23 protein-coding genes are annotated in these 24,243 nt (G+C 59.0%); 9 read left to right on the top strand and 14 right to left on the bottom strand.

The window, feature by feature from the left end:
• Positions 1-39 precede the first annotated feature (39 nt).
• Together ACZZ0G_RS02785 and ACZZ0G_RS02780 are read left to right on the top strand one after the other, a co-directional pair.
• Positions 40-930: an ATP-binding protein gene (locus ACZZ0G_RS02785; RefSeq protein WP_007908631.1), complete on the top strand. Its 891-nt coding sequence runs from the start codon at positions 40-42 to the stop codon at positions 928-930.
• Positions 927-1,409 (top strand): GAF domain-containing protein, encoded by a 483-nt coding sequence (locus ACZZ0G_RS02780; protein ID WP_401213422.1) that lies wholly within the window; start codon positions 927-929, stop codon positions 1,407-1,409. Before ACZZ0G_RS02785 ends, ACZZ0G_RS02780 begins: the two co-directional genes overlap by 4 nt.
• On the opposite strand, the gene ACZZ0G_RS02775 is transcribed toward ACZZ0G_RS02780, so the two are convergent.
• The 8 genes from ACZZ0G_RS02775 to ACZZ0G_RS02740 all read right to left on the bottom strand — a co-directional run bounded on the left by ACZZ0G_RS02775 (position 1,410) and on the right by ACZZ0G_RS02740 (position 12,779).
• Entirely contained in the window at positions 1,410-4,355 is a 2,946-nt protein-coding gene (locus ACZZ0G_RS02775) for an HD domain-containing phosphohydrolase (RefSeq protein WP_463555231.1), read from the bottom strand.
• A gap of 47 nt (positions 4,356-4,402) precedes the next feature.
• Positions 4,403-8,047 (bottom strand): transporter substrate-binding domain-containing protein, encoded by a 3,645-nt coding sequence (locus ACZZ0G_RS02770; protein WP_463555230.1) that lies wholly within the window; start codon positions 8,045-8,047, stop codon positions 4,403-4,405.
• Between the two features lie 8 nt (positions 8,048-8,055).
• Positions 8,056-8,682, bottom strand: coding sequence for a response regulator transcription factor (locus ACZZ0G_RS02765; protein ID WP_007908640.1), 627 nt, complete (start codon positions 8,680-8,682; stop codon positions 8,056-8,058).
• A gap of 366 nt (positions 8,683-9,048) precedes the next feature.
• The gene (locus ACZZ0G_RS02760; RefSeq protein ID WP_077573918.1) at positions 9,049-10,377 is read right to left on the bottom strand and encodes a deoxyguanosinetriphosphate triphosphohydrolase; all 1,329 of its coding nucleotides are present in this window, start codon (positions 10,375-10,377) and stop codon (positions 9,049-9,051) included.
• 76 nt (positions 10,378-10,453) lie between these two features.
• Entirely contained in the window at positions 10,454-11,617 is a 1,164-nt protein-coding gene (locus tag ACZZ0G_RS02755; protein WP_463555229.1) for an EAL domain-containing protein, read from the bottom strand.
• A gap of 123 nt (positions 11,618-11,740) precedes the next feature.
• Positions 11,741-12,079 carry a hypothetical protein gene (locus ACZZ0G_RS02750; RefSeq protein WP_463555228.1) on the bottom strand — a complete coding sequence of 113 codons (339 nt, stop codon included), beginning with the start codon at positions 12,077-12,079 and terminating at the stop codon, positions 11,741-11,743.
• Entirely contained in the window at positions 12,076-12,462 is a 387-nt protein-coding gene (locus tag ACZZ0G_RS02745; protein ID WP_007908652.1) for a phage holin family protein, read from the bottom strand. The genes ACZZ0G_RS02750 and ACZZ0G_RS02745 overlap by 4 nt, the downstream gene beginning before the upstream one ends.
• Positions 12,463-12,464: 2 nt before the next feature.
• The gene (locus ACZZ0G_RS02740) at positions 12,465-12,779 is read right to left on the bottom strand and encodes an ElaB/YgaM/YqjD family protein (RefSeq protein ID WP_007908653.1); all 315 of its coding nucleotides are present in this window, start codon (positions 12,777-12,779) and stop codon (positions 12,465-12,467) included.
• Positions 12,780-13,084: 305 nt separating this feature from the next.
• On the opposite strand from ACZZ0G_RS02740, the gene ACZZ0G_RS02735 reads away from it, so the two are divergent.
• On the top strand, positions 13,085-14,293 hold the full coding sequence (locus tag ACZZ0G_RS02735) for an ammonium transporter (protein WP_463555227.1): 1,209 nt from the start codon (positions 13,085-13,087) through the stop codon (positions 14,291-14,293).
• Here the strand turns inward: ACZZ0G_RS02735 and ACZZ0G_RS02730 are convergent.
• Entirely contained in the window at positions 14,290-16,002 is a 1,713-nt protein-coding gene (locus tag ACZZ0G_RS02730) for a cation:proton antiporter (protein WP_463555226.1), read from the bottom strand. The two genes, ACZZ0G_RS02735 and ACZZ0G_RS02730, sit on opposite strands and share 4 nt — an antisense overlap.
• A 209-nt stretch (positions 16,003-16,211) precedes the next feature.
• On the opposite strand from ACZZ0G_RS02730, the gene ACZZ0G_RS02725 reads away from it, so the two are divergent.
• The 3 genes from ACZZ0G_RS02725 to ACZZ0G_RS02715 all read left to right on the top strand — a co-directional run bounded on the left by ACZZ0G_RS02725 (position 16,212) and on the right by ACZZ0G_RS02715 (position 17,840).
• A complete protein-coding gene (locus ACZZ0G_RS02725) occupies positions 16,212-16,448 on the top strand; it encodes a glutaredoxin family protein (protein WP_463555225.1) in 237 nt (78 codons plus the stop codon).
• A 113-nt stretch (positions 16,449-16,561) separates the two neighbouring features.
• The gene (locus ACZZ0G_RS02720) at positions 16,562-16,879 is read left to right on the top strand and encodes a transcriptional regulator (protein WP_093435111.1); all 318 of its coding nucleotides are present in this window, start codon (positions 16,562-16,564) and stop codon (positions 16,877-16,879) included.
• A 70-nt stretch (positions 16,880-16,949) separates the two neighbouring features.
• Positions 16,950-17,840, top strand: coding sequence for a pseudouridine synthase (locus tag ACZZ0G_RS02715; protein ID WP_463555224.1), 891 nt, complete (start codon positions 16,950-16,952; stop codon positions 17,838-17,840).
• Between the two features lie 80 nt (positions 17,841-17,920).
• Here ACZZ0G_RS02715 and ACZZ0G_RS02710 read toward each other — a convergent pair whose 3' ends face one another.
• Positions 17,921-18,142: a YgdI/YgdR family lipoprotein gene (locus ACZZ0G_RS02710; protein ID WP_016770600.1), complete on the bottom strand. Its 222-nt coding sequence runs from the start codon at positions 18,140-18,142 to the stop codon at positions 17,921-17,923.
• Between the two features lie 78 nt (positions 18,143-18,220).
• Entirely contained in the window at positions 18,221-18,823 is a 603-nt protein-coding gene (gene mobA / locus ACZZ0G_RS02705) for a molybdenum cofactor guanylyltransferase MobA (protein ID WP_463555223.1), read from the bottom strand.
• A gap of 81 nt (positions 18,824-18,904) precedes the next feature.
• Between mobA and moaB the strand changes: the two genes are divergently transcribed.
• Complete coding sequence (gene moaB, locus ACZZ0G_RS02700) at positions 18,905-19,444, top strand: molybdenum cofactor biosynthesis protein B (protein WP_463555222.1); 540 nt, start codon at positions 18,905-18,907, stop codon at positions 19,442-19,444.
• Complete coding sequence (locus ACZZ0G_RS02695) at positions 19,428-20,654, top strand: molybdopterin molybdotransferase MoeA (protein ID WP_463555221.1); 1,227 nt, start codon at positions 19,428-19,430, stop codon at positions 20,652-20,654. Before moaB ends, ACZZ0G_RS02695 begins: the two co-directional genes overlap by 17 nt.
• Positions 20,655-20,715: 61 nt before the next feature.
• Here ACZZ0G_RS02695 and ACZZ0G_RS02690 read toward each other — a convergent pair whose 3' ends face one another.
• Complete coding sequence (locus ACZZ0G_RS02690; RefSeq protein ID WP_463555220.1) at positions 20,716-21,024, bottom strand: hypothetical protein; 309 nt, start codon at positions 21,022-21,024, stop codon at positions 20,716-20,718.
• A gap of 312 nt (positions 21,025-21,336) precedes the next feature.
• Here ACZZ0G_RS02690 and yegS point away from each other — a divergent pair, with 312 nt between their 5' ends.
• On the top strand, positions 21,337-22,254 hold the full coding sequence (yegS, locus tag ACZZ0G_RS02685) for a lipid kinase YegS (protein WP_463555219.1): 918 nt from the start codon (positions 21,337-21,339) through the stop codon (positions 22,252-22,254).
• Here yegS and ACZZ0G_RS02680 read toward each other — a convergent pair.
• Together ACZZ0G_RS02680 and ACZZ0G_RS02675 are read right to left on the bottom strand one after the other, a co-directional pair.
• Positions 22,238-22,897: a response regulator gene (locus ACZZ0G_RS02680; protein ID WP_435037551.1), complete on the bottom strand. Its 660-nt coding sequence runs from the start codon at positions 22,895-22,897 to the stop codon at positions 22,238-22,240. The two genes, yegS and ACZZ0G_RS02680, sit on opposite strands and share 17 nt — an antisense overlap.
• On the bottom strand, positions 22,894-23,787 hold the full coding sequence (locus ACZZ0G_RS02675) for a sensor histidine kinase (RefSeq protein ID WP_463558811.1): 894 nt from the start codon (positions 23,785-23,787) through the stop codon (positions 22,894-22,896). The genes ACZZ0G_RS02680 and ACZZ0G_RS02675 overlap by 4 nt, the downstream gene beginning before the upstream one ends.
• Positions 23,788-24,243 lie beyond the last annotated feature (456 nt).

The following is a 24,243-nucleotide window of genomic DNA, read 5'->3' as shown; positions in this document are numbered from 1 at the left end:
AATCGCCATCATCACTGTGAACGTGCCCGAGGAGAAGACGTGGATTCCCGATTGAATGCTTTTCTTGAACGCGCCGAGTCGGTTCTGGCGCGGATCGAACCGCTGTTGCCGGCACCACGGCCGGTGATCGACTGGGGCACTTGCCTGGCTGCGCGCTGGCAGCGCGACGGGCGCAGCGGCTACCTGTTGCCGCTGGAGGTTAGCCTCGACATGCGCCTGTCCGACCTGATCGGTGTCGACCGACAGCTTGAACAATTGGGGCGCAATACCCAGCAATTTCTCGATGGCATGCCGGCCAACCATGCGCTGCTCTGGGGCTCGCGCGGTACCGGCAAGTCTTCGCTGGTGCGGGCCTTGCTGGCGGAACACGCCGCCGCTGGCCTGCGCCTGATCGAGATCGAGCGCGATCATCTGGCGGATCTGCCGCGGGTAGTCGAGCAGATCGGTAAACTGCCGCAACGTTTCGTGCTGTTTTGCGATGACCTGTCGTTCGAATCCGGTGAAGGCGATTACCGCGTGCTGAAAAGCGTGCTCGACGGCTCGCTTGAGCAGGCGCCGGACAATGTTCTGTTGTATGCCACTTCCAACCGTCGCCACTTGGTGCCGGAGAAAGAAAGCGACAACGAAAACTGGAAACGCGTCGACGGCGAACTGCACCCCAGCGAAGCCGTGGAAGACAAGATCGCGCTGTCGGACCGTTTCGGTCTGTGGCTGTCGTTCTACCCGTTTACCCAAGAACACTTCCTCAACGTCGTCGAGCACTGGATCGGCCAATTGGCGGCCAAGGCCGGCCTGAGCTGGCAGCGTGACGAAGAACTGGACATCCTCGCCGTGCGTTGGGCCACCGGCCGCGGTAATCGCAACGGACGTTGCGCGTACCAATTCGCCCGGTACTGGGTGGGACTGAAATTGTTGGAGCACAAGGCATGATTGATTTGCAACAAAGCGGCCAGGGCCTCGAAGGCTATGGCATGTTGGCCGCACAACTGGAATCGCTGCTGGCGGACGAGCGCGATTTCATCGCCAATGCCGCGCAGTTTTCGGCGTTTCTGTTCAACCAGCTCGATGATCTGAACTGGGCGGGTTTTTACCTCAATCGCAACGAGGAACTGGTGCTCGGCCCGTTCCAGGGACAGATCGCCTGTGTGCGTATTCCGTTCGGTCGTGGCGTATGCGGTGCGGCGGCGGCCACTCTGCAAACCCAGCGCGTTGAGGACGTGCACGCGTTCCCAGGACATATCGCCTGTGACAGCGCTTCGAACAGTGAGCTGGTCGTGCCGTTGGTCAAGGACGGTCGCCTGATCGGCGTGCTCGATCTCGACAGCCCGAAACTGGCGCGTTTTGGTGCCCAGGATCAGGCCGGTATCGAGCAACTGGCGGCGATTTTCCTGCGTCTGACCGACTGCTGATCACGCTGTGAGGCCAGCCTTGCGCAACAGGCTGGCCGGATCGACGTTGTCGATCTGCCCGTGATCGAGAAAACGCATCGCGTACTGCATGTACACGCCTTCGTTGATGAACAATTCAAACAGCTCGGCATCGATGTGCGCCTCACGGCACATGGTGGCCATGATCGCTAACGCCTCGCTCAGGGTTTTCGCCTTCTTGTACGGGCGATCCGCTGCGGTCAGCGCCTCGAAGATATCGGCAATCGCCATCATCCGCGCCGGCAGGCTCATCTCCTCACGCTTCAGGCGTTTCGGGTAACCGGTGCCGTCCATTTTTTCATGATGACCGCCGGCGATTTCGGCAATGCTGTCGAGGTGGCCAGGGAAGGGCAGGTGGCTGAGCATCATGATCGTCTGCACCATATGGTGATTGATCACGTAACGCTCTTCGCGGGTCAGCGTGCCGCGGCTGATGCTCAGGTTGTACAGCTCGCCGCGATTGTATTTGTAGCGCGGTACATCCAGTTTGAAGCCCCACGGATTGTCTTCGGGAATCAACTCGTTCGGGTCCCGTTCGAGCAAGTGCTCGGGCTTGTCGGCCAATAGCTTTTCACTGATCGGCAAACTCGGTGCAGGCGTGCGCGCCTGACGCTGGCTCTCTTCCCATGACACGCCCAGTCGATCATCAAGGGTGCGCATCCAGGTGCGTTGGGCCAGGTGAGCAAGGCGTTGCAAATCCGCTTCGGCCATCGCTTCGCTGCCCAGATTGCAGCGCGCGACAAACGCAAAGTCGTCGTCCAGCGCCGCCAGCGTGGCATCGCGCAATTGCGCCAGTGCTGTCTCATCGCCGCCCAAGGCGCGCGCCTGCCAATAGCCGATCCAGGCATCACGCTTGAGCACTTCAAAGCGGGTGCGGATTTCATGAATGCGGTCGTTGATGGTTTCCAGTTTGGTCGCCTTGTCGACCACGTATTCCGGCGTCGTGACCTTGCCGCAGTCGTGCAGCCACGCGGCAATGTGCAAGGCTTCCCATTCATCCTCGCTGGGCTGGTAGGCACTGAAGGCGGGTGCCTGACTGGCCGCCGCTGCCTGGGCAAGCATCAACGTCAGCTCGGGCACACGCTGACAATGCCCACCGGTGTACGGACTCTTGGCGTCGATGGCTCCGGCGAGCAATTGAATAAAGGCGTCGAGCAGCTGCTTCTGGCGGGCTTGCAGGCGTTGGCTCTCGATGCTTACCGCCGCCGCACCGGACACTGCCTGCAGGAAAGCGATGCGGTCGGGGCGCAGTTTTTCCAGGTCGGCTGCCGTGCCACTGTCATTTACCAGCAGGATCAGCAGGCCGATGGTTTCGTCATGACGATTGTGCAGGCGGATGCCGATCAGATGGATGCGTGGCGATTGCATCGCCAGCAGGACTTTCTGCAGATCCCCGGCCTGATCGACGCCGAAATTGCTGACGACATTGTTGGCGCTGACCAATTGCTCGAACCACACCGGACCGTTGCTGTGTTGCAGGTCGTGGCCCTGGATGTCGAATGCGGACAACGCCTGAGGCGAGCCATCGATGACCAATCCGTAGGGCTCCATCCGGCTGCTGTCACTTTCACGCAGATAGATCAGCCCTGCCTGAGCCTGGGCGATCTGTACCGTTTCGAACAGCACCCTTTGCAGCAGGGGGGCAAAGCGGGTTTCGGCGCCGAGGGTATCGGTGATCCGGAAGAAACTCGCGAGGGTGTCTTTCATCCGTGCCATCGACAAGCTCAACTGGTCGACTTCCAGCACCGGCGAGCGGCGTGCCAGCGGAAAATTGAAGTCGAAACTGCGGATTGCGTCCGCTTCTCTGACCAGCGCGTGCAGTGGCTTGACCAGAATCCGCGAAATCACCCAGCCCAGCGGCAGGCACAACAGCAGGGTCGCGAGGGTGATCAGCGCGCCTTGCCAGCGCAAGCGGTAGGCATCGACCAATAATTCGTCCTCCGGTACCAGCAGCGCCAGTTGCAAGCCTTTCGGGCCACCCTCCTGAATGCTGCTGCGGGCGACGATCCACTGGCGACCATCCGCTTGCAGGCGATTGCCGGTATTTGTCCCGGATAACAACGCATGCAGGCCCGGGCTCAGATCCGCCGCTTTGGCCAGATGCGCTGTGCTGCCGTCGACGATCAGGCGTTGGCTGTCGGGGTACGCCACGGCGTTGCCCTCGGCATCGAACAGGGCAATGTCGGTGGACGGTGTGACGACATGTTTGCTCAGCGCGGCCGACAGGGCGACCAGCGTCAGGTCTGCGCCGATGACAGCGTTTTCGCCGCTGCGTCGGGCCAGCGTCGTACCGACATTGTGCGTGGAGAAAAACACGTAGGGTTCGGTGGTGATCTGTTCGTCTTGTTGACGGGCATCGTTGAACCACGCACGGCTGCGCGGATCGTAGCCGTCCTCGGGGTTGTTCTGACGGCTGATCGGCGTCAGTGCCTGATCGAAAAACAGCGACTGTGAGTGCGTCGCACCCTGGGGGTCATGCTCGATACTCCAGACCTGATACGCCGCTGCTTCAGGGGCCTTGAGCAATGTTTTCAGGGCGGCGCTGCGTAGCGGGCGCACCATGAAGAAGTCGCCATTGGCATAACCCAGATACAGCGAGGCCAGGTTGGGATTGTCGGTGAGCGACTGGCTGAACGGTTTGAGCAAGGGCAAGCGTTGTTCAAGGCGGGTGGCCTGACTGGCGGGGTTGTCCGCCAGCAAACTGAGCAGGTGGCGGATCGGCTGATAGGTGGCGGACATGTCCAGCCGAACGTCCTGTTCAATCCGCTCGAACAGCTTCTCGCTGCTCGACAGGATGATCTGCGTCGTCTGGCGGTAATTGAACAGCCCTAACACTACCCCGGTGAGCAGCAGGAGGAATGTGAACATGACGCTGATGTGCACATGCAGCGGGAACCGGCGTTGCTCCGGGCGCAGTGGGCTGGGCATTTCTGGCTCTCCATGATGTTTAACTCACTGCTCAGCGCCAAGCATAGTTAAGGCAAGCTCATTGTGCTTTGATCCGACATCGCCAATTGTTGCTGTAACGCTTGCTCAAGATCGAGCATCGCCCGGTTGCTCGCCTCGCAACGGCGGGCGACTTCGTCCGTTGTCATGACCTCGGCGCAGGCCTGTTCAAGGGCATCGCAGCACTCGATCACGCGCGAAGCCTGAGCGATGCGCGCGGCCCCCTTGATTTTGTGAGCGACCACCGCCAGCGCGCCGCGATCATGTTCGGGCGACAGCGCAAGCAGTTCCTGCCGGTCCAGCCGACTGCTTTTGAGCAGTTCGGCCAGCAGCCGGCGAGCCTGCGCAGGGTTGCCACCGGTCAGCATGTTCATGCTTTGCAGGTTGAAAACCGGTGGCCCTGACGTCGGCGTGATGCCATCGACCCACTGGCTGAGCAGGCTCAGGCTCAGGGGTTTGAATAGACAATCGTTCATGCCGGCCTGTTTGCAGCGCTGGATTTCTTCCGGTTGCGCATTGGCCGTGAAGCCCAGCACGATGCAGGGCTGGCAACGGGCCTGCAGTTCATGCTGGCGAATGGCGCGGGTCAGGTCATAGCCATTCATCAACGGCATGTTGCAGTCGACAATCACCAGATCGAAGTGGCTGGTCTTCCACAGTTCCAGGCCAGTGCAGCCATTCTCGGCAATGCTGAAGTGATGGCCGAGAAACTCCAGTTGCTGACACATCAATAAGCGATTGGCGGGATGATCATCGACCACCAGCACGCGCAGAGGTACCTGTGAAGTCTTGATCGCGGGTTCACTTTTCACCGTGCTCACCTGTATCGGCAGTGTTTCCAGGGCCAGGGAGATGCAAACCTGAGTGCCGATGCCCGGCTGACTGCTCAATTGCAGCTGTCCGCCCATCATTTCGCAGAGATTGCGACTGATCACCAGCCCCAGGCCTGCGCCGCTTCTGCCTTGTTGGCTACTGTTTTCCGCTTGGGCGAACGGTTCGAACAAGCGCTGCTGATCCTCGGCACTGATGCCGACGCCGCTGTCCTGTACGGTCAGCTGCATCAGGGCGCGGGCGGACACCTCGGTGTTCATCAGATCAAGGGTGATCCGGACTTGGCCCTGCTCGGTGAATTTGATGGCATTGCTGATCAGATTCGACAGCACCTGCTTGAAACGCAGGGGATCCAGATACACATCGACGGCCAGATCCGGCGGATTGAAGATGACTTGCAGGGAGATGTTTTTCTGTCGGGCCAGGCCATCGAAGATCCTTGCCACTGACGCCACCGTCTCGACCAGATTGACCCGTTCCGGGCATAGGCTCAGGCGCCCGGATTCGATCCGGGCGATGTCCAGAATGTCGCCGATCAAACCCAGCAGGTCCCTGGCCGAATGATAGGCAGTATCGATCGATGAGCGATCCGGATGCTGTTGGTCCATGCGTTTGAGCGTCAGTTCGAGCATGCCGATCACCGCATTCATCGGTGTGCGGATTTCGTGACTCATGGTCGCCAGAAACGTGCTTTTCGCCCGGTTGGCCTCATCCGCGCGTTCTTTGGCCATACGCAATTCTTCGAACAACTGACGGCGCTCGCTGATGTCGATCCAGCCACCAATGATGCCTTGCACATCGCTGCTTGAGTCGCGGTACGGCAGTATCCAGTGATAGATCGTCAGGCGCCGGTTGCCGATATGCAAAGGCCGGTCGACGACCATCGGCGTGCCCTCCGCAACGACGCGCTGGTAATCGGCCTGAAAGGCCTGGGCCTCGAAGGCGTTGCTCAGGGTGCCCTCAATGACGCTTTTGCCGATCACGTCTTCGCGTCGGGTATTGAACGCTTCGAGGTAGCTGTCGTTGCAGCTTTGCAGCAGGCCTTGGCGGTCGCGAACATAAATCGGGTGCGGTGTACCGTTGACCAGTGATCGCATGAATTCGAACTGGTCGTTCAATGCGCGTTCGGCCGCCCGGCGTTGTTTGATCTGGTGGCGCATGTAGGCGTTCCAGGCCAATAGCAGCAGCAGTACCAGACAAGCACCGATGATCACTTGATAGAACAGGCGCTGGTAGTTGTGCCAGATGTTCTGCGATGCCGTGGAGTAACCGCGCCAGCGGCCGTTGATCACACCCAGTTCATCCGGTGCGATGCTCAATAGAGCTTTATTGATGATCGACGCCAGTTCCGCGTTGTCGCGGGCAGTCGCCAGTGAGAACGCGGCCTGGCCGGTGCCGATGGTGGTGGTGATTTGCAATGGCTGGTTAAAAATCCGCGAAGAGATGAAGTAGTTGGCAATCACCAGCGAATTCACCGCGCCGTCGACCTGACCTTCAGCGAGCAGCGACACTGCGCTGAAGGTATCCGCCGTCTCGATCAACTGGATGCGTGGATACTCTCGGCGCAGGTATTCGACCATCGGGTTGCCCTGAGCAATCGCCAGTTGTTTGCCTTTGAGCTGGCCCAGATTGGTCGGGCCGTCGGCGCTCTTGCGGGTCAGCAGAACGTAGGAGTTTTCCAGGTAGGGGCGACTGAAGTTGAGGGTTTTTTCGCGCTCCGCGGTCGGCAGCAATGCTGCGATCAGATCTGCTTGATGGTGGTCTATCTGCTGGATCATCTCCGCATCATTGCGGCTGCGACGGATCTCGAAACGCAGGCCGGTGCGCAGGCGTATCAGCTCGAGCAGGTCGGCACTGATCCCGCGAAAATTGCCGTCGCTATCGAAGAATGTCAGGGGGGCGAATGCTTCATTGACGACCACGCTGACCACTGGATGTTGTTTAAGCCAGGATTCTTCGCGCTGAGTCAGTTGCAGTTTCTGGTCGGTCAGCAACAGATCGCTGCCGGCACCCCACCGCTTGGCAATATTGTCGCGTTCACTGGCGGGCACGGCTTTAAGCACGGTATCGATAATGGCCAGCAGTTGCGGGTTGTCGCGGCGCACGGCGAAGCTGAATCCCTGGGCTTCCTGTTTGCCAAAATTGGCCATGCGCACGTTGTTCAGGTAGCCCTTGTTGATCATGTAATGCGTGGACAGAGTGTCGCCGAGAAACACGTCGGCCTGGTCGAACGCAACGGCATTGATCGCATTCTGGTAGGAGGGGTAGCAGGTAATGAGTGCTTTGGGATACAGCGCCTTGATTTCGGGCAGCGGCAGATAGTGATAGACCATACTCAGCCGCAGCCCGGAGAGGCCTTCGGTGAGGGCGCGGGTTTCGTCTTCGCGGGTGACCAGCACCGGCAGGTCAATGGCATAGGGGGTCGACAGCGCCAGGTTGGCATTGCTCGCTTCGAACCCGTTTGCGGTGCCGAGCAGGTCGATCTGGCCATCGATCAGTGCGCGAATCGCCGCATCGCGAGAGGCAAAGCGCTGCACCCGAATCGGTAAACCGGCGGCCTGGCCGAGGAGTCCGGCGTAGTCGGCCGTCAGACCTTCGTAATCCTTGCCACTGACTGTCATGTCAAAAGGCGGGTAGTCGGGCGCCGAGGTGCCCAGTATCAGTTCGCTACGTGTGAGCAGCCACTGCCGTTGGGACTGTTCCAGCGTGACCGGCACCGGTTCGTTCGCCGAACGGCTGAGCAGGGCATAGTCCGGTGAAGTCACGGGCATGGCGAACACGTTGGCGCTCAGGAAAAAACCCGCACTCAACGCAATTAAATAGTCCATTAAACGACTGGGCATGCAGGCTCTCACACGAGTGCGTTTCGTTTGGCCATCTCGATAAGTTCTACAAGGGACTTGGCTTTAAGTTTTTGCATCAGGCGTTTTTTGTAGGTGCTGACAGTTTTGTTACTGAGAAACATGCCCTTGGCGATTTCCTTGTTAGTGCGGCCCTGTGCAAACAGTTGCAATACCATCAGTTCGCGATCATTGACGGATTTGAACAGTTCCAGTTCGGCAAATCGGATATCGTCACTGCGCACCGGGTTCAATGCCTGACTGGGGAAGTAGTTGTAACCGGAAAGCACCGCTTTGATAGCACTGACCAACTCGCTCAAGTCTTCCTGTTTGCAGACATAACCCGATGCGCCGGATTGCATGCAGCGGATGCCGAAGAGCGTCGGACACTGCGCCGTCAGAATCAGGATCTTCAGCGGAGACCCCATAGCGTTGAAGCGCGCCAGTACTTCCAGGCCGTCGAGCTTGGGAATACTCACATCGAGAATGACCAGATCGGGCATGCACTCGCGCACCATCTGCATGGCATCGACCCCGTTATCGGTTTCACCGACGACCTTGTAACCTTCATGCTCCAGCAACATTCGAACGGCGAGACGGATGACCGGGTGATCGTCGACAATAAAAACGGAGTTCATAATCAAATCCCATGCAAGCACGAATAAAGCGCGCACCTTAGCTCAGTTGAACGAGCACTCGCATGAAGTGACATGGCTTCAGTTACGTTATCGGATTATTCCTACAATTAATAAGGAAACGGACTACGGCCGAACTAGGTTTGACGTAAGGAAGTGCAGGATTCGAAGGGCCTTATAGTTTGCCTTGATTGATTTGCAAGTGCTGGCTGTAAATGGCTTTTTATAGATGTTTAAAGTTGCCGGGTCGGCAGTTGGCAATAACCGGACTTTCCAGTGATTTCAGTCGTCGGTTCAGCTAACGGGTCGACAAAGACCAGCGGCGTGCATACGGGCGGCGAAACTTATGGCCGCCCGTATGCGAGAGGATCAGTGACTGGAGCGCCCGGTCATTTCCAGCGCCATGTCGCTGGCGTAGCTGTCGGTCATGCCGGCAATGAAGTCGATCATGCGCAGAAACGAGGTGTGTAGCGATCCCTGCGGATCCGGTGCGTTGCTGCCCAGCAGATCGAGAATGCGTCGGCTTTTGAACGACGGCGTACGACCATTGTGCTGTTCCAGCGCGGCGCCGCAGAACGAGTTGAGCAGAATTTCCAGCGTCGTATAGGCGCCGATTTCATGCAGGGTTTTGCGTTTGTCCTGAAAGATTTTCTTGCGCGCGATGTCCTTGGCATTCAACACGCAACGCTTGGCCGGGCCGTGCATGTGCTCCACCAGATCGCCATGCAGCGTGCCGGCGAGGAGGGCGTCCTGTTGCTCGACAAAGGCCCGCGCTGCGGCGTTGGTCAAATGCTCGATGGCCTTGCCGCGCAGGATTGCCAGTTTGCGTCGGCGCGAATCCTGCGGGCCGAGCTGACGATAGGTTTCCGGCAGATCATCGCCCACCAGCCCGAGCAGCAGCGATTCGACTTCGGCGTACTCCAGCAGCTCCATTTCGAGGCCGTCTTCGAGATCGATCAGCGCGTAGCAGATGTCGTCAGCCGCTTCCATCAGGTACACCAGCGGATGGCGTGCCCAGCGTTGGTCTTCGATTTGCGGCAGGCCCAGTTTGTGGGCGATCTGCTCAAGCAGCGGCAATTCGCTCTGATAACAACCGAATTTGTGTTTCTTGTAGCCCAGGGAATCGGCGTGGCGGGCAGTCCACGGGTACTTCAGGTAAGTGCCGAGGGTGGCGTAAGTCAGCCGCGTACCGCCGTCGAACTGATGGTATTCAAGCTGAGTCAGTACGCGAAAGCCCTGGGCATTGCCTTCGAAGTTAAGAAAGTCAGCGCGTTCGGCTTCGCTCATGCCGTCGAGCCAGCCACGCCCGGCCGCCTGCTGGAACCAGTGGCGAATGGCATCTTCGCCGGAGTGGCCGAACGGCGGATTGCCGATGTCGTGGGCCAGACACGCAGACTGCACCACCATGCCAAGGTCGGCCGGGTCGCACCATTCGGGCAAGGCACTGCGCAGGGTTTCGCCCACTCGCATGCCCAGCGAACGGCCGACGCAACTGACTTCCAGCGAATGGGTCAGTCGCGTGTGAATGTGGTCGTTGCTGGTGACCGGGTGCACTTGGGTCTTGCGCCCGAGACGGCGGAAGGCACCGGAGAAAATAATGCGGTCATGGTCTTTGTGGAAAGGACTGCGGCCAAGTTCTTGCGGGCTGTGCAGCGGCTTGCCGAGGCGTTCGCGGTTGAGCAGGGTGTGCCAATCCAAGGCTGATTCTCTCCGTCAGGTGACTGGGGCTATTGGCGCCTAGCTTCCCGGTTCACGCCCGCCCCTGCAAGCGGAACTACAGTCCTGCGGCGTCGATGTCGATCAGCAGCAACCGCTCACCGTCGGCGAAAAACTGCCCGGCCGTCAGGCAGTACTGATTGCTGGTGGCATCGCGGTAGGTATTGGAGAGCGTCAAACGCCGCTCCTCCCAGCCTTCGGCGAGCAAATGATAGAAGTACGGACGCCACGACCAATTGTGTCCCAGGTAACGATTGTCGGCGACCCAGCCGTGCTGTCGCCATTCGAGGTTGGGGGTCAGCTGCGTACCGTGGCGATCGCATTGATAAAACCGCAGCAGCCAAGGGAAGGCGTCCAGTTGCGGCAGTGCGCTCAACGGCGCATGGGCCTGAGCCCAGGCTTGCAGGATCGACATCAGTTCCGCCAGTTGCTGGCGCATTTGCATCAGCCGCCCACGCTCAGCGAGTTTTTTCCGGACATAGCGCTGGCGCAGTTCGGCAAAACGTTGCACGAACGCGTCGGTGGGGAAAAACGCCTCCTGTGCCCGTGCGAACAGGAATCCCTGCACATAACGCGATCCGCATTCCAGGGCGAAATTCAATTGCGCTTCGGTCTCGACGCCTTCGGCAATGATCCAGCAGCCCGTCTTCTCGGCCATCTGCGCCAGCGCCTTGACCACATCACTGCTCGGCCCGCCCAATGCCGCGGCCTGGAACAGGCGCATATCGAGTTTGAGAATGTCCGGTTGCAGCGCCAGGACCCGATCCAGTTGCGAGTAGCCGGCGCCAAAGTCGTCGATGGCGATTCTCGCGCCGGCCTGGCGATAACGACCGACTACTTCAGCCAGCCGTTGACCGTTGCCAGCCAGTTCGGTGATCTCGAAGACGATACGTTGCGGATCGATACCGTAGCGCGCCAATTGCTTGAGGCTGGGCAGGGCTTGATCGGCGCGCAGACGGCTGATCCAGCGCGGCGACATGTTCAGGCTGAGAAACCAGTCTGCCGGCGCTTCATGCAAGCGGCTCAAAGCGTTGTCGCGGATCTGCCGATCGAGGCGGCGCAGGGCAATCGCGGGTGTGCGCGGGTCGGCGAATAACGGTCCGACCGAAGTCAGTTGACCGTCGGCCTGGCGCAGGCGACCCAACGCTTCGACGCCGGCAATGCGTCCCGTGGCAGTATCGATAAAAGGCTGAAAGCAGGCGAGCGGTTGCCCGTCGATCACGGGGCCTCCTTAGTGGTTCTTGTTCTGGTGAACCCCGCCGACCGGGTAGGCGCACGGGATTGAACCTCCGGGTTAAGAGGTTCATCCCGCCGATAGTGCAAGAATGTAGCCAGATGTATCTGATTAGCGCTTTGCTGAACTCTGCATCACCAGTTTGATCAGCGGCCCGAGGCTGGTGCCGAGCCGGATCAAGCGGCTCAAACCGCCGCCACGGCCGCTTTTCGCGCCTTTGCCGGTGACGAAGCCCAATAACGTAACAGCGGCGACGCCCCACAATGGCGCGTGTTTGATGCCAAAACCACCTTGCAGGTTTTGCGTCATGCCGCGCATGCGATGCAGAGGCTGCAGCACTTGCCCGGCTTCATGACGGATTTCCTGGCGATGCATTTCCATGCGCAGGCGGATCAAAGCCTTGCGCATTTCCCGACGCGAGCTGTTATGTGGCAGTTCAGGCAGGCTCATGGCAGCAGGCGCTCCCGGTCGTTGGCCAGCTCTTCGAGCGTGCCGTGGAAAGGCGAGGATTCATCGAAAATAGCAGCCTTGAGGCGCAGCGCGCAGAAGATCGAGGCCAGGGTATAAAACACGCACAGGCCGATGATCGCGGCGAGACGATAAGTGTCCCAGAACACGATCATCACCAACGTCGATAAACCCACCAGCAGCAACAGGGCAAAGACCAATGCCAGGCCTGCGAACAGCAACAGGCTGACGGTACGTGATTTCTGCTCCTGCAATTCAATGCCGAACAACTCGACATGGCTGTGCAGCAGACCGAGAACAGCGGCGCCCAGGCGTCGCGTGGAAGAGGCGGTGCCCGCAGTCGGGCCGGATTCACCGATCGACATAATCAGCGCCGGGTAGCCAGCAGGCCGATCAGAAAGCCGACACCGGCAGCAATGCCGACGGACTGCCATGGGTTGGCCGAAACGTAATCTTCAGTGGCGGTGACCGCAGCTTGACCGCGATCGCGCAGGGTTTCTTCGGTCAGTTTCAGGGTTTCGCGAGCGCGCAGCAGGCTGTCGTGAATCTGCTCGCGCAGCTCATCGGCCTGATCGCCGGCCAGGGTGGCGGTGTGCTCTAGCAGTCGTTCGGTGTCGGCAACCAAAGTCTGGAAGTCGTTCATGAGGATTTCTTGAGCAGTCTTTGCCTTGATGCTGGCCATGGGTAGATCTCCGTAAGTGACGTCTGAAGCGTTCGAGTATGAGCCTTGCGCGAAGGTTCAGTACAAATGACTGGTACAACTTTTGCTGTGTCGTGGTGCGTTCCCCGGCGGTTGTGCGCTGTTGCCGGGCGTGCGCCGTGAGAAACCTTATCCCAAACAAGCCCGGTTCGTGTCAGGACATCGACCTTGTGCGCCAAAGCAGTTCGCCGGATCGTCTGTTCCGTGACTGCGCGGTCGCAACTTGGTGCATGAAATGTGCGCATGAACCGCTTTGGTGCCTTTTTCGCCTTTAGGTCTGCCTGCTTATGGAAAATCTGCAAAGCGCTGTGGACACGCTGGTTCACAGCTCCAATACCTTGTTCATTCTGATCGGTGCGGTGATGGTGCTGGCGATGCACGCCGGTTTCGCCTTTCTGGAAGTCGGCACGGTCCGTCAGAAAAACCAGGTCAATGCGCTGTCGAAAATTCTCAGTGACTTCGCGGTCTCGACCCTGGCCTATTTCTTTATAGGCTATTGGATCTCTTATGGCGTGACCTTCATGCAGCCGGCGGCGGCGTTGAGTGCCGATCACGGGTATGGACTGGTGAAGTTTTTCTTCTTGCTGACCTTTGCCGCCGCGATCCCGGCGATCATTTCCGGCGGCATCGCCGAGCGGGCGCGGTTCGTGCCGCAGTTGTGCGCCACAGCTTTGATCGTCGCGTTCATCTATCCGTTTTTCGAAGGCATGATCTGGAACGGCAACTACGGTCTGCAAGCGTGGCTGACAGCGCAGTTCGGTGCCGCTTTCCATGATTTTGCAGGTTCCGTGGTGGTGCATGCCATGGGCGGCTGGCTGGCGCTGGCGGCAGTGCTGCTGCTGGGGCCGCGCAATGGCCGTTATCGCGACGGTCGCCTGGTGGCATTCGCACCGTCGAGCATTCCCTTCCTGGCGCTGGGTTCGTGGATTCTGATTGTCGGCTGGTTCGGCTTCAACGTGATGAGCGCACAGACACTGCAAGGCGTCAGCGGTCTGGTGGCGGTCAACTCGTTGATGGCGATGGTCGGCGGCACCATGGCTGCGCTGCTCGTCGGGCGCAATGACCCGGGCTTTCTGCACAACGGCCCATTGGCCGGTCTGGTGGCGATCTGTGCCGGCTCCGATCTGATGCATCCGGTCGGGGCGCTGGTGACCGGCGCGATTGCCGGTGCGCTGTTTGTCTGGTGCTTTACCGCTGCGCAGGTGAAATGGCGCATCGATGATGTATTGGGCGTGTGGCCGTTGCACGGCTTGTGCGGCGTCTGGGGCGGGATTGCCTGCGGGATTTTCGGCCAGACCGCGCTCGGCGGGATCGGTGGGGTCAGCCTGATAAGCCAGTTGATCGGCACTGCACTCGGTGTCGCGGTGGCGTTGCTCGGTGGCTTTGCTGTGTACGGCGTGATCAAGGCGCTGCACGGACTGCGCCTGAGTCAGGAACAAGAGTATTACGGTGCCGATCTGTCGCTGCACAAGATCGGCGCGGTAAGTCAGGACTAGGTTTCGGCATCGTCGCTACCGGGATAAAAGCCGTGGAGCAGGCGATAGCGGTCGATGCGCACCTGATCGACTTTCTCCTGCACCTGATGCGCCGGCAGGCCGAGCATGATCAAGGCGTGGGAGGCGAGCATCAGGCTCGACTCCAATAGCTCCGGCACCACTTCGGTGGCGCCGGCAGCTTTCAGTTCGGCCCATTGGCTGTCATCGCGGGTGCGTACCAGGATCGGCACATGAGCGTTAAGCCTGCGTGCCTCCTTGAGGATGCGCAGGGCAATGTCACTCTGATCCACGGCGACCACCAGCAATTTGGCGCGCAGCAGGCCAACGGCGTTCAGCAGATCGCCGCGCGACGAGTCGCCGTAATGCACGTCACTTTCCCCACTGGCGGCTTCCTGTACCCGCACCGGGTCATTGTCCAGCGCGATATAGGGCTGTTTGGCATTACGCATGAAACGCCCGATCGACTGGCCGACGCGGCCGTAGCCGCAAATCACCACGTGCTGGTTAAGATCGGCGTTGAGTGCGCTGATCTCTTCGATCTGCGCCTCCTGATTGGGTTTACGGTGCAGGGCTGCGGCGATACGTGGCGCGGCGCGTAGCAACAGCGGCGTCAGCAGCATCGAGCAGAATGTCGCCGCCAGCAGCAGATCGCCCAGCGCTTCGGGCATCATGCTGTTTTGCTGCATCTGCGCCATGAGTGCGAAGCAGAACTCGCCCCCCTGGGCCAGCGCCAGACCGCTGCGCCACGCCGTTTCGCTGTCGCTGCCGCGCCACTTCACCAGCAAGGCGACGGCGATGCCCTTGATCACCATCAACCCGACGGTGAGTCCGAGGATCAGCAGGCTGTGACTGACGAACAGTTGCAGGTCGATGAGCATGCCGATACTGACGAAAAACACCCCGAGCAGAATGTCGCGAAATGGCCGGATGTCGGCTTCGATCTGGTGCCGATAGTGGCTTTCACCGAGCAACATGCCGGCCAGAAATGCACCGAGGGCAGGGGACAGGCCCAGCAGGTGTGTCAGCCAGGCGGTCAACAGCACAATCACCAGCGCCAGCAGCACGAACAATTCTGCCGAGCGTGACGCGGCCACTTCATGGAACAGCCGCGGCAGTAACCAGCGACTGGCCAGCAGCAGCCCGATAAACAGCACCACGGTTTTTGCCAAGGTCAGTGGCAACGCCCAGTACCAGGCCCGCTCGCTGCTGCCAGCGAACACTGGCACTAACGTCAGCAGCAATACCGCGACCACGTCCTGAAACAGCAACACGCCAACGGCATTCTGCCCGTGACTGCTGAACACCTCGCCAAGGCTGCCCAGCTCTTTGGTCACAATCGCCGTTGATGACAGCGAAAGCCCGGCACCGAGCAACAGCGCCGACGTCATCGGCATTCCCAACAGCATCAGCAGCAAACCGAGCAGCGCGGTGCTGATCAGCACCTGCTGGCTGCCGAGACGAAACACCACCTGGCGCAGTGCAATCATCTTCGACAGGGAGAACTCCAGGCCCAGTGAAAACAACAGAAACACCACGCCCAGTTCGGCTACGTCAGGCAGGTGTTCGCTTTCGTTGACCCAGTCGAATGCACTCGGCCCCACCAGCAGTCCCACGCACAGATAACCCAGAACCGGCGGCAACCGCAGCCGACGAAACAGGGCAATCACCACGAGAGACGAGGCGAGGATGATCAACAGATTGGCAAACACTGGACGCTCCGAGGTCAGATTCAGGCTTTTTCAAGCGTAGAGGCAAAAAGACTAGGAGGATCGCGCAAATGATTTTTCTGTGGACTGATTTGCGTCAGGGTTTTGCCTGTGCCCCTTTGTCGAGGGGCTGGAGCCTTTGGGCGGTGGCGGCTCGACGGGTTTTCAGGTGCGGCCTAGAATAGGCCCACTCATTTTCTGGTTGAGCAATCATGCCTCCTGAATGTCAGCTGTTCGGCACCCTGGGGTGTCATCTGTGTGAAGTCGCCGAGGCCGAGTTGATGCCTTTTGTCGAGCATGGCTTGCTGGTGGAGTTGGTTGATATCGCTGACGACGAAACCTGGTTTGGGGCCTATAGCCTGCGGATTCCGGTGTTGCGCCGTGTTGATACGGGTGCTGAATTGGGTTGGCCATTCAGCTCTGATGAAATCGTAGCGTTTCTGCGTTAATCCGCATTTTTCTGGATTATCCCGCCGGTCGCCACTGCCATCCATTTCTTGGCATTTTGCGGATTGTTCGGTTACTGTATGTTCATACAGTAAATGCTTCAGAGGGATGAACCGTGGTCAATGTCGAACAGTTGAAGAACAGCGTGAACCGGATGTCGGTTGACGTGGTGCGCGAGGCCGTTCTCGAGTTGCGCCTGGACGGGTTGGTCACGGAAGGCAAGACGCCGTTTAACAAGCTGCATTTCAATACTTGTTTTGCCGAAATCGAGGCCTTGTTTCAGCGTGCCGGTTATCACAAGCAACTGGATGTGGTCGGTTATCAGGGCTTGCTTTACGCCTTGTACGACCCGGGCCGCTGGGAGGCCGTCGATGTGCTGCGCTGGCTCAAGGAGTTCACTGACGCAGCGGCGCTGAAAACGATCCCGGCCTGAGCATTCTGCGCTAGGTTCGTTTCCCTCAGTGCTGGATAATGCCGCCCTGTATTGAGGGTTCGATTTCCGTATGTCCACATCTACATTCTCTGCTGCGCAGAATCAGGCGAGCACGCTTTATCTGCCTCCAGGTGCCTGGCTGACCGTACTCGATTGCCTGTGCGAGCATTTTCGCGCCATTGATCGCGAGCAATGGCTCGACCGGATCGCTCGGGGGCGAGTGCTGGACGGTCATGGCCAGCCGATCCCGGTGGATTTGCCTTACAAGGAAGGCTTGCGAATTCATTATTTTCGCGAGGTGCCGGACGAGAAGCCGATCCCGGTGGTCGAGTCGATCCTCTATGCCGACGAACATCTGGTAGTGGCTGACAAACCGCATTTCCTTCCGGTGACGCCCGCTGGCGAATACGTTGAGCAGACCTTGTTACGCAGGCTGATTCGTCGTCTGGACAATCCTCACCTGGTGCCACTGCACCGCATCGATCGGCATACGGCCGGACTGGTGATTTTCTCGGCCAATCCGCAGACCCGCTCGGCCTATCAGTCGCTTTTCCCCACGCGGCAGATTGACAAGCGCTATGAAGCTATCGCCCCGGCGCTGCCAGATCTAAACTTCCCCTTGGTGCACAAAAGCCGTCTGGTGGATGGCGAACCGTTTTTCCGCATGCAGGAAGGCGCCGGTGCCAGCAACACTGAAACGGCGGTGGAAGTCCGGGAAAAGCATGGTGATCTGTGGCGCTATGGGTTGTTTCCGGTGACCGGCAAGAAACATCAACTGCGCGTCCACATGACTGCGCTGGGGGCGAGCATCTGCAACGATCCGTTTTATCCGGATGTGTTGAAAGACGTCGAGGATGACTATGCCAATCCGCTGAAGCTGCTGGCGCAGGGTCTGCGGTTTATCGACCCGGTGACCGGTGAAGAGCGCGAGTTCGAGAGCCGGATCACGCTGCAGTGGTGACACCGACGATATTTTTTCGACACCCATGAAAAAGCCCGCAATCAATGCGGGCTTTTCTGTATCCGGTGTCGACCCAGAGCTTACAGCTCTTTAACGGTACGAACCTGATCCTTGTTGATGCGAGTTTCTTTGCCGTCCAGCTGTTGGAACTCGTAGAAACCCGAATCGTCATCGTACTTCGGGGTGTCGACGGCCTGGATTTCGCGACCGTCATTCAAGGTGATCACTGTAGGCGACGAGCAACCGGCGAGGGTAGCCAGGCCCAGTGCGAGCATGAAAGTGGCGAGGGTCCGTTGAGTCATGGGTGTGTCTCCGAATGGGAATTCTTTTGGTTACTGAGCTTGAGACGTATACAAGGCGTGAGAGTTCCTTGAATGCTGTCAGTCTGACACAGTGTTGTGGGAATTTAACAGTTCAGGGGTGTTCAGGTTGGCCAGCCGCGGGTCATTGTCCGGGCATTGCAGGGCAGTGGCACCGAGATTGCGCATGACCCGGCCGGGGCTGCGTTCACCAGCATTCCAGGCTTCTTCGAAGGCTTCTAGAAGGGCCACCGGAATCACACACAGCAACGGTTCCCAATGCTCGTCATGGCGCAACATTAAAGGTTTGTCAGGATTCTGATTGGCGGTCTCGCGCATGCTTTGTAGCAAGTCTGCATCAATGCGCGGCACATCACAGGGCAATACCAGCAGATGGGGGTAGCGCGCAGCTTTCAGACCGGCTCGAATGCCAGCCAATGGACCCGGAAAATCACCCTCGTCATCGACCACCAATTGATCGGCGAACGGCGTATAGCGTTCGCGATTGCGGTTGCAGGAGATAATCAGGTCGTCAGTCAATGCCCGTACCTTGCGTTGCAAATGCGCAATCAACGGCTCCCCCAGCCACTCGACCAAGCCTTTGTCCTGACCGCCCATGCGTTGGCCGCGTCCACCTGCCAGGAGCAGAATGGAGCAGGGGGGCAATTGCGAATCAAGGGTCATGGCAGCTCTCCAGAGGGACGTCGAAAAAATGGGGCGCTGTGATATAACACCGGGCTGTTTCTCCTACAACTGGACGAGCCTATGAAAGCCAAGGCTGATGTACCTTTCGTGCCGCTCAATATTGCGGTGCTGACTGTCAGTGATACCCGGACTCTGGAAACCGACACCTCCGGCCAGGTCTTCGTCGACCGTTTGACGGCGGCGGGCCATGTTCTGGCGCAGCGGGTCTTGCTTAAAGATGACCTCTACAAAATTCGCGCGCAAGTTGCTACCTGGATTGCCGACGACGTCGTGCAGGTCGTGCTGATTACCGGCGGTACCGGTTTTACAGGTCGCGACAGCACACCGGAAGCGGTTGCCTGCCTGCTGGACAAGCAGGTCGACGGGTTTGGTGAGTTGTTTCGGCAGATATCTGTGGCCGATATCGGCACCTCGACGGTGCAGTCGCGTGCGCTGGCCGGTCTGGCCAACGGCACGCTGGTGTGCTGCCTGCCAGGGTCGACCAATGCTGTACGCACCGGTTGGGATGGCATCCTCGGTGAGCAACTGGATGCACGTCATCGCCCGTGCAACTTCGTCACTCATTTGAAGCAGGCGGCGCCTTGTGAATCCCGTGGGTAAGCCGGGCAAGACCGGAGCGTTGATGCCGGTCGAGCTGGCGCTGCAGCGCCTGCTCGATATGGCCGAGGCCTCGCCCATCGTCGAGCATGAGTATCTGCCCTTGGCTCAGGTTCAGGGCCGTGTGCTGAGCGAAGATCTGATTTCGACGCTGGATCTGCCGCCCTGGCCGAACAGTGCCATGGACGGCTATGCGCTGAATCTGGCCGACTGGACGGGCGAACCGATGCCGGTCAGTCAGAAGGTGTTTGCCGGGCAATCCCCCGAACCGCTGAAGCCGGGCACCTGTGCACGGATTTTCACCGGAGCGCCGGTGCCAGCGGGCGCTGACTGCGTGGAAATGCAGGAAAACGTTGAGGTTCAAGCCGATGAAAGGGTGCGTTTCCTTGAACCGATGAAGGCCGGGCAGAACATTCGCCCGCAAGGTCAGGAAACCACTGTCGGTGAGCTGATCCTGCCCGTCGGGACTCGCTTGGGTCCGATCGAGCAGGGGCTGGCCGCGTCGTTGGGCTGCGCCGGGCTGAAGGTCGTGCGCAAGGTTCGTGTCGCGGTGATTTCCACGGGTGATGAATTGGTCGAACCAGGCCAGGCGTTGGGGCCGGGTCAGATATACAACAGCAATCGGGTGTTGCTGTGCAGTTGGTTGCAACGCCTGGGCTGTGAAGTGGTCGACGCCGGTATTCTTCCGGATGATCTGCCCGCTACCCGTGCCCGCCTGGGTGAGTTGCAGGATGTTGATCTGATTCTTTCCACCGGTGGCGTGTCGGTGGGTGAGGCGGATTTTCTCGGTGTCGCTTTGCGAGAAGAGGGCGAGCTTGCCCTTTGGAAGCTGGCGATCAAACCAGGGAAGCCGCTGACGTTTGGCCATTTTCGCAGTGTTCCGGTCATTGGCTTGCCAGGCAATCCGGCGTCGACGTTGGTGACCTTTGCGCTGCTGACTCGGCCTTACCTTTTACGCCGACAGGGCGTGCGGGACGTCGAGCCGCTGAAGTTCACTGTGCCGGCTGGCTTCGACTGGCCAGTGGCAGGCAATCGGCGCGAGTACCTGCGGGGTCGTCTGGAGCAAGGGCGGGCGACTGTCTATCGTAACCAGAGCTCAGGCGTGCTGCGCAGCGCCGCGTGGGCAGATGGTTTGGTCGAAGTGCTGGAAGGTCGCACACTGAGCGCGGGAGACCCAGTTGTCTTCATTCCGCTGAGTGATTTGCTGGGTTGATCGCGGTCTCGCAAATGCAGGCGTCGACTGACTCGAGCGGCGCCTGCAATGACTCATTCCGTTAATTGCTGATCAGTGTCACAAGCTGATCGAATCGGCTGTTGGCCACCCAGCCCAGCAGACCCAGCACTACCGCTGTTGCACCTGCGGAGTAGGCAAGCCGGTGTTTGATCGTTCTGACGTCACCGCGGACTTCGTCCATGTCCCGCCGAAGGTATTTGAGATGGGTTTCCAGTTCGGTAACGCGAGGTTCCATATCAACTTCTCCAGTGGTTCTGCCGCTGTTTTTGAATTCAGACTTTTGATTCGTGCGGCTTTCGACGAGGGGGCCAACCGGACTCACTGGCATTCTGGCTTCATGACTTGGCATGGAAGCATCCACCGGTTGTTTCAAAAGCCTGCTTGCAAGTTGTTCCAGCTCTCAAATGGGCGAGAGCCCTGGGGGTGTATCCACTCATTACATGCACGTCCTTGTGTGTGGGATTGAAAATCGATAGCGCCGGCACACGGTGACCCAATGTTCGAACCGGGTCAATTAAGCCGATTCCGCATGTTTTGTAAGAAAAAATACCGCTGTGTAGGACGCCCGGGCCAGAAGGCTGAATTAATTGTGGGGTTGACGGCTTTTTTGCGTGCGGCAGCGGTCAAGATGATTCAACCGATTCGATTTGGGAGTGATGAAATGAGTGAACGCCGCGCGCTGTTGATTCTGCATGGCAAGCAGGCACTCAACGAGACGGTTCGCACCGCCGTCGAGGACAAGCGCAAACAAGGCTGGGAGCTGGCTGTGCGTCTGACCTGGGAGGCCGGGGACGCTCAGCGTTGGGTGGAGCAGGCATTGGCGGACGGCTACACGAAGATCATCGCCGGCGGTGGCGATGGCACCTTGCGCGACATCGCCGAAGCGCTCGCGGCGCATCCGGGCAAAGCCAGCCTGGTGCTTTTACCCTTGGGCACCGCGAACGACTTTTCCCGTGCCGCCGGCGTGCCTCTGGAGCCTGCCGAAGCACTTGAGCTGCTCGATGTGCCGCCGCGCGACATCGATCTGGGCGAAGTGGGCGGGCAGATTTTCCTCAATATGGCCACGGGTGGTTTCGGTAGTCAGGTCACGGCCAATACCTCCGAGGACCTGAAAAAAGTACTCGGTGGTGCAGCCTATCTGTTCACCGGTTTGTCACGATTCAGCGAGCTGCATGCCGCTTATGGTGAGCTTCAGGGGCCGGACTTTCACTGGAGTGGCGAAATGCTTGCGCTGGGTATCGGCAATGGCCGTCAGGCCGGTGGCGGACACGTACTGTGCCCAGAGGCGCTGGCCGATGACGGTTTGCTTGATATCAGCATCCTGCCGGCGCCGCAGGAGCTGGTGGGCACCTTGAAGACGCTGCTCAGCGATGGTTTCGGCATCGATAACATGTTTGTCCGAGCCCGTTTGCCATGGATCGAAATCAAGGTGGCCGAGGGGCTCTGCATCAATCTGGATGGAGAACCACTGGAAGGTGACAGCTTGCGATTCGAAGCGCGTCCGGCAGCGCTGCGCGTGCATTTGCCAGAGCATTCTCCATTGTTGGGCGGCGCCGGATCGATCAGTCGTCCAGGCTGATGATCTGTTCGCGCACGGCAAAAAGTACCAGGCCCGCCACATCGTAGATTTGCAGACGTTTCATGATCTGTGAGCGGTGGGTCTCGACCGTCTTGATGCTCAGCCCGAGGCCATTGGCGATTTCCCGGGTGGATTTGCCCCGCACGATCAAACGCAGGATTTCCAGCTGGCGCGCGGTCAGATTGTGCGAGTCGGCGACTTCCGGCTGCTGCTTCTGATTACGGGTCAGGGCCTGATTGATCACCGTGTGGGCGATGGCCGGGCTCAGGTAGCGCTCGTTGTTGCGCAAGGCTTCCAGTGCATGTTCAAGCTCTGTCGCTGTCGTGTCCTTTAGCAGGTAGCCGTGGGCGCCGGATTCCAGTGCCTGCATGATCAGCGCCGGATCGGTATGCATCGACAGGATCAGCACCTTGCTCTGCGGGCGTACTCGCTTGAGCCGTTGCAGCGCTTCGAGGCCACCGGTTTCTTTCATGGAGATATCCAGCAACACGATATCCGGACTCAGTTGCTCGACCATTTCGAGCAACTGCGAACCGTCATTGGCCTCGCCAATCACCGCGTAACCGGGAATATCCAGTACCAGAGCGCGCACGCCGGCCCTGATCAGCGAGTGGTCATCCACCAGGAGTAAGTTACAAGTCAACGCATAACCTTATTCGTACTGGCCCGCTCGAGTGCGCGAGGCGCCCAGGGGAAGAGTGCTTCGATTTGAGTGCCTTTGCCCGGCTCGCTGATGACGTTCAGGGTGCCACCCAGTTGCTCGATACGTTCGGCCATCCCGGCCATGCCTCGTTGTCCTTCTCGACCCGGATTGGCAGCCGGAGCGAACCCCAGGCCGTCATCGTTGATCAGCAACGTCAGACCCTTGGGCAGACGTTGCACGCGTATCACCAGGTTTTTCGCCTGGGCATGACGCAGGATATTGGTAACAGCCTCTTGGGTAATACGAAAGGCGGCGACGGCCATTTCTTCCGGGATACCGTTAAGGCGCTGCTGGCAGTCGAGGCTCCAGTGCACGCTGCTGTTGGTCAATGTCTTGAGCAGATGTGCACGCAGGCTGGCTTCAAGCCCCAGGCTGGTCAACTGGCGTGGATTGAGAATCGCCGAAACGTCGCGCACCTTGTTGAGGGTCTCTTCCAGGGTCTCGCACAACGCCGTGCATTGCGTCTGCAAGTCTTCCGGCATGCGTCGCTTGAGCCATTCACTCTGCAGTTTGGCGGCCGTCAGCAATTGGCCGATATCGTCGTGCAGTTCGCGGCTGAGGCGATGGCGCTCGTTTTCCTGGACTTCCAGCAGGCGGTCAGCGAGTTCTTGCGGCTGGAATTTGATTGATTTGCGTGACAGCCGATATTGCACCCAGACACACGCGGTGGCGGCAATGTCGAGCAGTAGCAAGCCCAGGCTAAGTGGTGTCGAAAGTCCATAGGTCAGCAGGCTGCCGAGCGTTGCCGCGATGCACAGTATGAGTGTGAACCGACGTGCATTTTCCCGGGAGGGTGGCCATGTAGTGATTGACTTGAGGCTGGCGTACATAACGGATGGAGCCAATGGATGTTCGCTGCGGGCAGACCGGCCGGAGGCTGGCGGGTCTCTGTCTGAAAATGCTGTCAATTATGTTATTGATTTCAACGCAGGTCAGTGAGTGTAGTGATCGCCAACTTCAGTGAAGAGCGCTCTTTGAGATCACTGTGCCATTAATTTGAAAGCAACTAATGGGCGGCATAATACCACTTAAGATACCGTTGGTCGCGCTCGCTATATATGTCCATTGGGTCAGGAAATACGGATATTGGACGCAAGTTCCATAATGGAAAAACGACGATTTATTGTGTTCGATAGAGGTCGGTGTTGCCCGAAGTTGTGCTTGTTATCACACAGGCAAACCCTGAGGCCGGCACAAAACATTTCGTGTCTGTCAGAGGTGATTATTTAATTCGACTTGTCGCTGGCAGGTATGAACTATTCAATTACGACATGCGAAGCTTGCAT

The sequence above is a fragment of the Pseudomonas sp. AC169 genome (assembly GCF_979258515.1).
This window is presented reverse-complemented; position numbering and strand designations above follow the sequence as displayed.